The sequence below is a fragment of the Streptomyces sp. NPDC102274 genome (genome assembly GCF_044766385.1).
GTDB lineage: Bacteria > Actinomycetota > Actinomycetes > Streptomycetales > Streptomycetaceae > Streptomyces.
On record NZ_JBIWLW010000057.1, the window covers coordinates 1 to 11,331 of the forward strand.

14 protein-coding genes and 2 pseudogenes are annotated in these 11,331 nt (G+C 70.2%); 4 read left to right on the forward strand and 12 right to left on the reverse strand.

The features are described from left to right. Positions 1-268: 268 nt before the first annotated feature. Together ACIRQP_RS39125 and ACIRQP_RS39130 are read right to left on the reverse strand one after the other, a co-directional pair. Positions 269-1,138, reverse strand: a complete 870-nt coding sequence (locus ACIRQP_RS39125) for a Dyp-type peroxidase domain-containing protein (RefSeq protein ID WP_403899692.1) — start codon at positions 1,136-1,138, stop codon at positions 269-271. Between the two features lie 284 nt (positions 1,139-1,422). Further along, positions 1,423-2,091 carry a nitroreductase gene (locus ACIRQP_RS39130; RefSeq protein WP_403899694.1) on the reverse strand — a complete coding sequence of 223 codons (669 nt, stop codon included), beginning with the start codon at positions 2,089-2,091 and terminating at the stop codon, positions 1,423-1,425. A gap of 83 nt (positions 2,092-2,174) precedes the next feature. Here ACIRQP_RS39130 and ACIRQP_RS39135 point away from each other — a divergent pair. After that, a pseudogene (locus ACIRQP_RS39135) lies at positions 2,175-2,354 on the forward strand (FMN-dependent NADH-azoreductase); the annotation flags it as partial. A gap of 52 nt (positions 2,355-2,406) precedes the next feature. Here ACIRQP_RS39135 and ACIRQP_RS39140 read toward each other — a convergent pair. The 3 genes and pseudogenes from ACIRQP_RS39140 to ACIRQP_RS39150 all read right to left on the reverse strand — a co-directional run. After that, entirely contained in the window at positions 2,407-2,892 is a 486-nt protein-coding gene (locus ACIRQP_RS39140) for a MarR family winged helix-turn-helix transcriptional regulator (protein WP_403899697.1), read from the reverse strand. Between the two features lie 208 nt (positions 2,893-3,100). Then, a complete protein-coding gene (locus ACIRQP_RS39145; protein WP_403899699.1) occupies positions 3,101-3,574 on the reverse strand; it encodes a hypothetical protein in 474 nt (157 codons plus the stop codon). 160 nt (positions 3,575-3,734) lie between these two features. After that, positions 3,735-3,830: pseudogene (locus ACIRQP_RS39150) on the reverse strand (IS5/IS1182 family transposase); the annotation flags it as partial. 210 nt (positions 3,831-4,040) lie between these two features. Here ACIRQP_RS39150 and ACIRQP_RS39155 point away from each other — a divergent pair. Further along, the gene (locus ACIRQP_RS39155; RefSeq protein WP_403899702.1) at positions 4,041-4,460 is read left to right on the forward strand and encodes a hypothetical protein; all 420 of its coding nucleotides are present in this window, start codon (positions 4,041-4,043) and stop codon (positions 4,458-4,460) included. A gap of 106 nt (positions 4,461-4,566) precedes the next feature. Here ACIRQP_RS39155 and ACIRQP_RS39160 read toward each other — a convergent pair whose 3' ends face one another. Both ACIRQP_RS39160 and ACIRQP_RS39165 read right to left on the reverse strand, forming a co-directional pair. Next, the gene (locus ACIRQP_RS39160; RefSeq protein ID WP_403899705.1) at positions 4,567-5,490 is read right to left on the reverse strand and encodes an RNA polymerase sigma-70 factor; all 924 of its coding nucleotides are present in this window, start codon (positions 5,488-5,490) and stop codon (positions 4,567-4,569) included. 178 nt (positions 5,491-5,668) lie between these two features. Then, positions 5,669-6,142 carry a carboxymuconolactone decarboxylase family protein gene (locus ACIRQP_RS39165; RefSeq protein WP_403899708.1) on the reverse strand — a complete coding sequence of 158 codons (474 nt, stop codon included), beginning with the start codon at positions 6,140-6,142 and terminating at the stop codon, positions 5,669-5,671. Between the two features lie 391 nt (positions 6,143-6,533). Here ACIRQP_RS39165 and ACIRQP_RS39170 point away from each other — a divergent pair, with 391 nt between their 5' ends. Both ACIRQP_RS39170 and ACIRQP_RS39175 read left to right on the forward strand, forming a co-directional pair. Next, positions 6,534-7,274: a hypothetical protein gene (locus ACIRQP_RS39170; protein ID WP_403899711.1), complete on the forward strand. Its 741-nt coding sequence runs from the start codon at positions 6,534-6,536 to the stop codon at positions 7,272-7,274. Next, a complete protein-coding gene (locus ACIRQP_RS39175) occupies positions 7,238-7,510 on the forward strand; it encodes a hypothetical protein (protein ID WP_403899714.1) in 273 nt (90 codons plus the stop codon). Before ACIRQP_RS39170 ends, ACIRQP_RS39175 begins: the two co-directional genes overlap by 37 nt. Positions 7,511-7,615: 105 nt before the next feature. Here the strand turns inward: ACIRQP_RS39175 and ACIRQP_RS39180 are convergent, their stop codons facing one another. The 5 genes from ACIRQP_RS39180 to ACIRQP_RS39200 form a co-directional block, all read right to left on the reverse strand. Then, positions 7,616-8,410, reverse strand: coding sequence for a hypothetical protein (locus ACIRQP_RS39180; protein ID WP_403899717.1), 795 nt, complete (start codon positions 8,408-8,410; stop codon positions 7,616-7,618). Between the two features lie 121 nt (positions 8,411-8,531). Beyond that, positions 8,532-8,954, reverse strand: a complete 423-nt coding sequence (locus tag ACIRQP_RS39185; RefSeq protein ID WP_403899720.1) for a hypothetical protein — start codon at positions 8,952-8,954, stop codon at positions 8,532-8,534. Between the two features lie 103 nt (positions 8,955-9,057). Then, positions 9,058-9,288, reverse strand: coding sequence for a hypothetical protein (locus tag ACIRQP_RS39190; protein ID WP_403899723.1), 231 nt, complete (start codon positions 9,286-9,288; stop codon positions 9,058-9,060). A 178-nt stretch (positions 9,289-9,466) separates the two neighbouring features. Further along, positions 9,467-10,195 carry a DUF6585 family protein gene (locus ACIRQP_RS39195; protein WP_403899726.1) on the reverse strand — a complete coding sequence of 243 codons (729 nt, stop codon included), beginning with the start codon at positions 10,193-10,195 and terminating at the stop codon, positions 9,467-9,469. Next, positions 10,192-11,271: a BTAD domain-containing putative transcriptional regulator gene (locus tag ACIRQP_RS39200; protein WP_403899729.1), complete on the reverse strand. Its 1,080-nt coding sequence runs from the start codon at positions 11,269-11,271 to the stop codon at positions 10,192-10,194. Before ACIRQP_RS39200 ends, ACIRQP_RS39195 begins: the two co-directional genes overlap by 4 nt. Between the last annotated feature and the right edge of the window lie 60 nt (positions 11,272-11,331).

Here is an 11,331-nt window from a genome sequence, read left to right on the forward strand (position 1 = left end):
GAGGCCGAGCCGCTCGCGGACGGACTGGAGAGCCCCTGGGACGACCTGTGGTTCTACTCGAACCCCGTCTTCGTCCACGTCCGCTAGGACTTCGGTACGTACCGGCCCTGGGCGCGTTCGACGCGCCCCGGGCCGGTACGTGTGCCGGGGATCTCGTCGGGGTGTCAGTCCTCCATGGTGATGGCCCGTGCGGGGCAGACGGCGGCCTCCCGGACTGCGGCGGCCTGTTCGGCTGTCACGGGTGGCTGAGGCCGCTCGGCTCGTCGGCTCATCGGGGGCTCACCGCCACGCCGTACGGGCTGTTGCCGAGCGTGAGAGTCGCGGTGACCTTGAGCGTCGCGCGGTCGATGATCGAGAAGGTTCCCGCTCCCTGGTCCGTTACATAGACCGTGTCGGAGGTGACGGCGATATTGAACGGGTCGGTTCCCGGCGGGCCCACATGGGCCTTTCCCGTGACACGGCGGCTGGCGGTGTCGATCACGGCGACATCGCCGGGACCGAGTACGGCGGCATATGCCTTCTTTCCGTCCGGTGCGAGGGTCACGCCGAAGACGCCTTGCCCGACCGGAACGGTGGCCGTGATCTTGCCGGTGCGGGTCGAGATGACCGAGACACGTGCCGTCACTTCGTTGGCGACATAGACCGATCCTCCGTCCGGGGTGACGGCGACGCCCACGGGCGTGAGTTGGTCCGGTACGATCTCCGGCCCCACGATGCCGGTGTCGGACGGCGGTGCATCCGGTGAGGTTTTGGGGACCGTACCCCCGGCGGTGAGAAAGCGGGCCCGCGCGGTCAGGGTGCGGAGCAGGTCGGTGAGTTCCTTCCGACCGGACGCGGTCACGTCGAACGCTACCAAAATCGCGACCCGCTGCCGGGGCATGGCGATGCCGGCCTGGTGATAACCGTGGAACGGAATCGGTTTTGCGGCCTTCCCTCTCCTGCCGCTCGGTGTGGCGGTGTGGGCCGTGGCGCTGTCCAGCAGACCGGCACCCACCGCTCCGGCGAGTCCGGTGGCGACCGTGCCCTGGAGAAACGACCGCCGCGCGAAGAACGCCGCCGGACAGCCCTCGCCGTCGTCCCCGTACGCGGCGCCCCCGTCAGCCTCGCCCTCCGGGCTGAGTGGCCTCTTGTCACCCATGCGTCTGGCTCCTGGCACGAGACCAACAACGTGGCGAACAAGGCTGACCGATATACCCACTTTCGAGGCATCCTCTGCGTTGAAAGTACCCGCCCCTCGCCCCACCCGCCATCGATGACCGAAGCCGAAGCCGTCCCGGACACAAACATCTTGGCGAGCTCAGCCGTCGCCGGCGGGAGAAGTCGCCGGAAGCACTGCGCGCCGTCTCGATCGCCGACCCGGTTCAAGAGGTCGCTTCGGCCTCCGGCGCCCGCGTCGGGGAGACCGGCTGAAGGCGGGCAGCGTCAGCGACCACCGACGAACGTGACCGTCTCGTCGAGAGGCGCCCGGCCGGTACGGGTGCAATCCACCGTGACGTCCTCGAACCCGATCGACATGCCGCAGAAGAGGATGAACTCGTCCGGGGGCGACAGGACCGCCGCGACGTTTTCGCGATACTTCGCCCAGGCCATCTGCGTGCAACTGTGCAGCCCTTCGGCGCGGAGCAACAGCATGACGGTCTGCAGATACATGCCGACGTCGGCCCATTGGGCCGGGCCCATGTCGCGGTCGATGTAGCAGAACAGGGCGGCGGGCGCGCCGAAACAGTCCCAGTTCGCGGAAGCGGCCCTCTGGCGCGCCTCCAGGTCCTCGCGCGGAATGCCGAGTGCGCCGTAGCGCTGTTCTCCGAAGGCGGATCGGCGCTCGCGGTACGGGGACTTCAGCGCGGGCGGGTACTGCTCGTACTCCGGCTCGTCCCAGGGGGAGCCGGAGGCAACGCGCTCACCGGCGCGCTTCTTGAGCTCGGCCAGCGGTCCGCCGGTCAGCACGTAGGTGTGCCATGGCTGGAGGTTCGATGCGGACGGCGCCCAAGCCGCCGCGGACAGTACGCGCTCCAGCACCTCCCTCGGGACATGCCGGTCGGTGAACCCGCGCACCGCCCGTCGGCTCGTGACCGCCTCGTAGACGTCCAAGAGCGCCCACCTCCGATCCGCTCAACGTGTCGGCCTCCACCGTTTTCTCAATAGTATCATTCGATACTATCTTGAGTGTGACTAAGGCCTGGGAGGAGCGACACCCGGAGGCCACGGCGATCTACCGCGATGTCGCCGCCAACCCTGTCCCGCACATCACCGCCGACGCCCACACCGCCGGTTTCGCCGCCCCGTCCGAGCACGCCCCGGAGCAGTCCGTCGCGTTCGCCGCGCGCGTGAACCTCATCGAGGAGCTGGAGCGGGGAGCACACCACCGGCCAGATATGCGGCGCGGCAGCGGTGCGGACAGCTCGCTTACGCCCCGCCGCCCCCGGAAGAGGCAAACCGGGCCAGCAGATCCGCCAGCTGCTCGGGCTCGCCGGGCGCCAGTTCGGCTACCAGACGCTCAGCCAGCGGCTCCGCCGCCACATGGGCCGCGTCGAAAAGCTCGACGCCCTCAGGCATGATCTCCACTGCCCGTACCCGTCGGTCCCCCGGAACGGCCTTGCGTACGGCCAGCCCCTTGCGCTCCAGGTCGTCGACGACCCGCATGATTCCCGCCTTGTCCGACCCCGTCGCCGCCGCCAAGTCCCGCTGCACCGTGGGCCCGCGGTCCATGAGCACGATCAGCACGGCGAAATGCCGTACCTCGATGCCGAGCGGCCGAAACGCCTCCGCCATCACCGCGGCCGCGTGCCAGTGTGCCCGGCGCAGCAGCAGGCCGAGAGCGAAAGGCGAGGCATCCCCCAGGCGTCCGGTCGCACGCGAGGCGGTGGTTTTGTGAGGAACGTCGGCAGTCATGGGACCCATATTACGACCCTGCGTTCATTCGATACGGTATCGATTGAAATCAAATGCGGGCTACGTCCACCCGGCACTGTCTCCGACGAACTTTTGAGTGCGATGAGTGCGGGATCGCCCGTACGGCTTGAGGAACGGGGCTTGAGGAACGGGGCTTGCGCAAGCAGTTCCGCACCAGGGGCCTTCGTGCCCTCCGGGGCGGAGAGGCCTATCCCCGGACCGCGGTGCTGTAGGCGTAGAGAGCGACCACACCGACCACACAGGCGATGATCACCCAGGAGCCGAAGCTCATGCGTCTCCCACCGCGTCCGGGCCGCGCCGACTTCCCGGATCGCCCACCCCGATCGCGCGCCGCCCGCCCCTGTGCCCGTCCCTGCGCGGCGGGCGCCACATCGGCGGCCGCGTCGGCGAGCAGGCGGCGGCAGGTCATGGCGAGCCCGCCCGTTCCGGCGGAGAGCGGCACGACAGCCTCCGAACGCGCCGGGGCGGTGGTGCCGCCGTCGAGGATGCGCCCCGCGCGGACGAGGATCTCGTCCCGGCTGCCCGTGGAAGCGAGGCTGATCCAGCGCCGTACGTGCTCACCCCGGATGACCACACCGCCGGACCGTTCCCGGTACACAGTGTGTTCCCGCCACAGCACCTCCGCCAACTCCCCGGCGATGTCACGAAGTTGCGCGTTCACGATCTCTCCCCCAGCTGTGCAACGAATCGAACAAGTATCGCACTCTACGGGTTGTCCCGTAAACGATCTCCGGGTGGGTGAGGGCCGGGGCGGTCGCTGACCGGTTCGCTCGCTTATCCGGCGAGCACGAGGTTGTGCGGCCGGGCGTTGCGCGGAACGTGTTGTGCGCCGCTTTCCAGCCGGGCAGGTTTTCGCCCTCGCGGCGTCGGCGGGGCGTGCGAAGGCCCGTGCCGGGACAGCCGCCGTCCGTGACGGTGGGCGCTGAGCGTGTCCGCCCGCGTCGGACTCGGTCCGGGCAGGAACCCGGACAGGACCATGACCAGGCCGGACAAGGAGCCGGCTGTCCGGGACACGCGACTTCGGTTGTTTTCCGTCGGCCCTCACTCGCAAGCTCTGAGCAGCCCGGCCGATCCAAGTTCCGGATCGCAGCGGGCCACTTACCCGGAAAATCACATGGGGGAAGAACATGTCACGCACCATCGGAAAGATCCTCGGGACCGCCGCGGTGGCCACTGGCCTTGCCGTGCTCCCTTCCGCGGCAAGCGCGGCGGAGGGGCCGATCAGCGGTGCGAGCTATCGGGGGTGTACCACGGCGTCCGGCACCTACGGCTGGGAACTCACCAACGCGGCCCGGGACCTGTACCGCACATGGGGCAGCGTCCGGCTCACCAACTACCCGGCCAAGTGCCCCAGCGGTTTCACGGGCGCCGTCCTGCAACGCTCGACGACACACACCACAGACAACAGCTGGAACTACTACGCATCAGTTGGTCGCGGCCAGAGCTACACATTCAGTTTGGACGACACGGACGTGCGCGGCGTCCGCTTCCGCCTCTGCAACGTGCACAGCGGCGGCGTAGTCGACGGCTGCGGTCGGGTCCAGTAACCGCATAAATCCACAGACCCGTCCGTCGGCGGATCCACCTCGCCTTCTTCGGCCCCGCACGACATATCAACTCGGTCGTGCGGGGCTCTGCCCATGACCAGGGCCCTCAGCTCCGCTGCCGACGGGCCCGCTTCAGCTCGCGGTCGATGGCCCAGGCGTCGGCGACCGGCCCGATGTGGCCGATCTTGTCGGGGTTGATCACCCCGCGGATGGTCTGAATCTGCCCGTCGAGCACCTCAAGGACCAGGATGTGGAGCACCTTGCCGTCCCGGTCGCGGGAGATCGCGCCGGGCTGGCCGTTGACCTCGTGCGGCTCGAACGACACGTCGATCCGGATCAGCCAGGGGAAGATCGTGCCCATCACCCGTGCCACGTTGTCCGCGCCCACGACGGCCTTGGCCAGCTGCGGGGCCTTGCCGCCGCCGTCCCCGACCAGCCGCACATCGGCGGCCAGCAGATCCCGCAACCCGCCCACATCGCCGTCCTTCAGCGCGTCGAAGAACCGCGTCGCCAGCTCCTGACGCTCCCGACGGTCCGCCGCGAACCGCGGCCGCCCGGCCCGCATGTGCCGCCGCGCCCGCACCAGCAGCTGCCGGCATGCCGCCTCCGAACGCCCCACCGCCGCGGCGACGTCGTCGAACCCGAAGGCGAACACCTCCCTCAGCACGAACACCGCCCGCTCCAGCGGACTGAGCCGCTCCAGCAGCAGCAGCGCCGCCATCGACACCGAGTCCGCCAGCTCCACCGACCGCGCCGGATCCTGATACGGATCGCTCAGCAGCGGCTCGGGAAACCACGGCCCGACATACTCCTCCCGCCGCACCCGCGCGGAACGCAGTACATCGATCGAGATCCGCGTCACCGTGGTCGACAGAAAAGCCTTGGTCGACGTGGGCAGGGTCGCCGAGCCGTCAAAGCGCAGCCACGTCTCCTGCACCGCGTCCTCGGCCTCACCCACACTGCCCAGAATCCGATAGGCGATCGAAAACAACAGCGGCCGCAGCTCGCCGAATTCCTCGACCTTGCTCACGCCGAATCCCCTCCCCTGGAAGCCCTCCCACCCGGCCGTACTCGCCGGCGCGGGTATCTTCCGGTGATCGTCCGGACCACCGGCCGGCCAGGGCAGAGCCCCCGAGCCCGGGGGCCCGGAGTCCACGGCCGGACCCCGAGCCCCTCGCTGATGCCGTTCAGCGGAACTGTGCCGCTGTTCAGTGGAACTGTCCGGGCACGTAGTCGCCGGCCGGCTGCTGGGTGATGACGTTCAGCCGGTTCACCGCGTTCATGAAGGAGACCATGATCACCAGGGCGGTGAGCTGCTCCTCGTCGTAGTGCTTGGCGGCGTACGCCCACACCTCGTCGCTGACCCCACCGGCCGCGTCCGCGACCCGGGTCCCCTGCTCCGCCAGCTCCAGCGCGGCACGCTCGGCCTCGGTGAAGACCGTGGCCTCCCGCCATGCCGCGACCAGGTTCAGCCGCACCGAGGTCTCGCCGGCGGCGGCGGCCTCTTTGGTGTGCATGTCGATGCAGACGGCGCAGCCGTTGATCTGGCTCACGCGAAGCGCCACCAGCTCCTGCGTGGCGGTCGGCAGCGGGGATTCCTTGAGCGCCTTGCCCGCCGTCATGAAGTGCTTGAGGGCCTTGGCGGCGGTCGGGTCGGCGAAGTAGTTCAGTCGCGCGTTCATGGTGTGCTCCTCCGTGGTCGTCAGTGGCTACACCCCTGAGACGGGGTGGCCCGACCCCCTGTGACATGGACGGTCGTGACCTGCGTCTCATGGCCCGCCCGTGCCGAAGCACAGGCCCGGGGTCCCGTCGTACCGCGCGCGGTCCGCGTGGGTGCGCGCGTGGACCCGCCGGGCCGTGTCCCGGGGGTACGACGCGTGGCCGTAGCCTGGTGCCCGGACAGGGCAGGGGCACGACAAGCCCTTCGCGGGGCCGGGGAAACGGGGAACGGCGTGGGGTCGGGCGTGGCGCGTACGGCATGGGTTCGGTGGACGGCGCGGACAGCGGGGGTACTGGCCCTGGTGCTGCTGGCGGGAGAGCGACATCGGGGACCGCTGGCGCTTCGAGGAGAGCATGAGGACCTTCTGCGGGGGCCTCCTGGCCCATGAGAAGAGCTCTCTGTTCGAGGGCTTTCACCCCAAGAGTTCCCTGGCGTATGACCATGCGCTCGGCCCGGACGCCCAGTACTGCCGACTGAGCCGGACGGAGGTGACCGTGGCGCTGCTCAGGGCCGAGGACAACGAGTTCCGCGACGGGGAGGAGGGCTGCGAGAAGGTCCTGCCGTCCTTCAGCGGCAGCCTGCTGCCCGTGCCGCTGACCGGCGGCTGGCGCGGGGCGGCCGACGGTGGATCCGTCCGGGTCCTGCTCGACTGCCGGGGGAACGACGATGTCGTCGCCGTCACGGTCGGCTCGTACCTCTCCATGTCCTCCTCCGAGGAGGATACGGAGCGCCGGGCGGGGAAGGACGGGTGGCTCGACGACGACCTGTACTGGGCGCGGTTCGCCACCGCGACGGCCGTCAAGGCATCGGCGCGCTGGGGTTGCGAGGCCGAGAAGGGCCGGGCCGTGCGGTCGTTGCCCGCGGTCAGCGGCGAGTCCACGGCGACGACCTCGGCGAACGGCACCTGCGCGGGCCTGCCCTTCGGCCGCGACAAGCGGCTGGACACGGTGTGGGAGACGGGGACCAGCACCGACGCCGTGTACGAGAAGTGCGAGGTCGGGGCCTATCACTACTTCGACGCGCGCTATGAGTTCACCGCCCGCTTCGGCGCGTACGCGTGGAGCGCGCAGGCCGAACCCATGACGAGACCCTGAGCGAGACGCGCGAGGCGGCCGGAGCGAACTCGCGCGGACAGTGGGCCAGTGCTCGCTGTCCCGGTGAGAGCGAGCGAGCCCTGTTCACCGGATTCGTGCCGGTCGAGGCAGCCACCGTGTGGCTGCCCGGCGAGAAGGGCGAGGAGACCTTCGGGCTGCCCGCGTTCCGGGAGTTCGCGGAGCGGTCGGCGAAGCGGCACGGCTGCACGGATCTGCGCCTGCCACCGGCCGGGTGAGGCGCCACCGCCGTGCGACGCCCGGATCACCCCGGCCCAGCCGACGCGATGGGTGCGTCGGGGCGGCCCGCGAATCGTTCGGGCCGTCCCGACGCGTGGAGCAGCTCAGTTCGACTTCAGCACGGCGCAGACGCTCCCCAGGCCGTTGAAGATCCGCCAGGAGAGCCCCTGCCGGTCGTTTCGCTGAGGGCAGTTGCCACCACTCAACACCGCGGTGATCGCCACGATCGCGTTCTGGCCGCTCGGCACCTGCGTCCGGTCGCAGCTCCAGACGCTGAACAGCCGCCCGGAACCGCGGAGGGACCCGTCGGCCTGTCTGCTCAGTTTCGCGGGGAAGCACTGTCCCGCGGCGAACACGCGGTCCAGGCACAGCGCGATGGACGATCCGTCGTCGTTGACATGACCCCAGCCATATCGGCCCCCGCCTTGGGGGCAGTTCGAGGCGGACGTCGTCACCATGGCCACCTTCGAGAAGGCGTAATTCGCACCGCAGTCGACCACGAGCGGCCGGTCGTGGCTCAGCTTGCCCCAGCCGTCGTCGTACACATTGAGGCAGGTGCCGACGCCGACGGACGCGAATGCCACGTCGACCGGGTCCGGCGGGTCGGGAGTCGGAGAGGAACTGGGGCTGGGGCTGGGGTCGGGGCTGGGGTCGGCAGAGGTTTCCGGGTCCTCCGGCTCCTCGTCGTCCTCGCCGGTGAACGGCGGCTCCTCGTACGGCGGTGTGGGCGTCGTGGAGGACCCGCCGGAGGGACCCGAGCCGATCCCGGTGTCCGCGCGGTTCCGATCGCCGGTCGATGCCGCCTCCTGCCACGGCTGCCACACGCCGAGGAGAAGTACGAGGCCCACGAGGGCGGCGAGCGCCGCCGACGAAACACTGACGAAGTAGGTGGTGTTCATGTCGCGGCCGGCCACCCTGATCCGGGACCGACCGTCGCCATGTACATCGATTCGGGTCCCGCCGTCTCCGTTGCCGTCGTGGTCGGGACCGCCCGAAGTCCCTCCGGAGTAGCTCAAACGATCACCCCCTGGTGATGTTGATGTCCCGCCCGGCCATGGTGACGCGGGAGCGCCCCGACGCGTTCGCGGTCAGTGTGACGTTGCCGGTCCGGGGTTCCTCCGCGCGGGCAGTGGGATCCAACTCGTCGATCAGCCGCTGGAGTTCGGGCACCATCTCCGGGTTGGCGACCAGCAGGCGACGCAGCCGCGCCTCCCACTCGCCGACAAGTTCCCGCTCGGCCCCCTCGTCCCCGTTCCGCCGTGCGACGAGCACCTCGGCGCGCGCCTCGCCCAGCTCGGCCACCACCGTGCCCGCCCGCTCGGGGTAAACCCGGCGCCACAGCTCACCCATCGCCTGCTGCGCTTGCTCCCACCCGGCCGTCGCCATTCCGCTGACCACCGTCGACGCGGCCAGACTTGCCAGAGCCGCCAGTTCCAACTCCACACTCACACCTGCATTCGCTCGAGGTTTCCTGGGGCAACGTGTATATCGCCCGGAGGGAGAAGGCGTCCCGCGATTTGAGGAGTCTCAGAGCAAGAGAAGGTCGTCAGTAACGGGAAGCGACGATCAGGAGCAGGACCACGATCCCCAACGCGATGAGGCAACCGCAGCCGCCGCCCGAATCGGCCCCCTTGCGGAACTCGACCATCCCCCCGGGAAGGACGTGCGGATGGCTCCGGACGTAGTGGGTCTCGATCGCCTGCTCTCCCTGGGATTCGCTCCCCCAGGCGGTGCGGTGCCCGCACTCGCCGCATCGGTATCGGTAGCTGTCGGCCATGCCGGTCTCCTTCGGATCGTCACCAGCGGTTGCGCTGGTGGGTTGTGTGTGGCCGCCGGCACGTCCTGTCGGACGCCAAGGGCTGTCCCGTTGTCCCTGGTGGATCGGTGCGCGGCGTCGGATGCGGTGTGTCGCACGGCGGAGGGGCGCCGGCCTACTGGTTGTATGCGGGCGTACGTCAGTCGTCGTCCCGTTCGGCACCGGCCAGGTGCTCGGCGAGGGCGTGGAAGACGAAGCCGTTCGGGCTCCCGGCCGCCACGGATCCCAGCACCTGCCACCGCCCGGCGACGCGGATCGCGACGGAACCGTTCACCATGTCGATCTGCTGGACCTGCGGCCATCGCAGGGACGTTCCTCGGGAGCCGATCTCGTCCCTGGTGATCCAAACCGGGCCGAAGGTGAGCCGCTCTCCCCCGGCCAGCGCGGCCAGGGCCCGCGGCACCTGGGCCTCGGTGACGGCACGACGGATCTCGGCCCCCCACACCTCCGGGTGGCCGAAGTCCCCGCAGCGCAGCACGATCCGCTCACCGTCGACGTCGACGAGCACATGGGCGTGGGTGAAGCCCCGCGGGGACAGAACTCTGCGCAGACACACCATGGTGGTGTCGTAGCGGATGACATGGATTCGCCCGCCGACAGCAGCCGTCATTCCGTGCTCGTAGAAGTCCAGCCGCGCGCGCGTGTTCGCCCCGGTCCTGCCGCCGGCCCGCAGCAAGCGGCACGCGCCCTCCGCGACGACCCGCCGGAGCAACCGAATCGCCGCTCCCCGCCCCGCGCGTACGGTGGCTCCGTTCGGTGCCGCCCGATAGGTGGCGCGTCGCCTGCCGAGGTGTGCGCGGCCACCGGCCGCGGAGATCCTCGCCAGCAGTAACTCCTCGTCGCGGTCGTGGGAGGTCCCGTCGCTCACGCCGCACCCGCCCGGCCGCGACCGGCGCCCGCGTCGGCCCCGAGCAGGAGCTCGCCGCGTGCCCGCAGCAGCGGCTCACCCGGGGCCACCCCCAGGTCGTCCGCGAGCCGTCGGCGGGTGCGGTCGAAGACGGTCAGCGCCTCGGCCCGCCGACCGCCGCGCCGCAGTGCGCGCATCAGCAGCGCGGCGACCGGTTCGTTCAGCGGCTCTTCCAGGGCCAGGGCGGACAGTCCGGCGATCGCCTCGGTAACCCGGCCGAGCCTCAGCTGCCCGTCCGCCCTCCGCTGCGTCAGGGCGATCCTGCGCTCGGTGAGCCGCAGCCGTTCCAACTCGGCCAACGGGCCGGGCAGGCCGGCCAAGGGCTCACCGCGGAACAGCTCCAGCGCCCGGGTCCACAGCCGCACCGCCTCGGTCAGGTCACCGGCGCGCTCGGCCGTCCCGGCCGCGGTGACGAGTTCCTCCACGCGCGCCACGTCCACCTCGACCACACCTCGGACCAGCCCGTAGCCGTACCGGTCGCGCTTGATCACCGAGTCCGGGCACTCCCCGAGACGCAGGCTCTTGCGCAGCCGGTACACATAGACCGGTACGACGTTCCCGCCCGGCGACTCCATCCCCCATACGCCGTCCAGCAGTTCCCGCCGGCTGACCGACCGGTCCGGGCTCAGTGTCAGCGCCGCCAGTACGGCCTGCTGGCGGACCGGGCCGACGTCCAGGGGCTGCCCGGCGAGCCACACCCGCAACGGGCCGAGCACGGAGACCCGAAGCCATGGACCGGGTGTGGGTCCCGTCCGTTGCCGGACAGTGGTCCCCGGCGCCGCCACCTGCCTGCGCGGGCCCAGGCCGGGAACGACCAGACCGCAGTCGAAGGCGTGCACGATGGCGGCGGCCCGGTTGCGCAGCCCCAACTTCGCGAGTACGCATCCCAGTTGCCCGGCCACCACATGCTCCGGCAGAGCGAGGGTGTGGGCGATCTCGGCGTCCTCCAAGCCGCATCCGAGCGCGTAGAGCACGTCGCGTTCCTGAGCGGTGAGGACCGTGACGCTCGGGCGCCCGCGAGGGGTGGTCGTCGGCATGGTGGTTCCCCGTTCTCCTGACCGGTCGATCCGCTCGACCCGGTCGATCACGTCGATGCC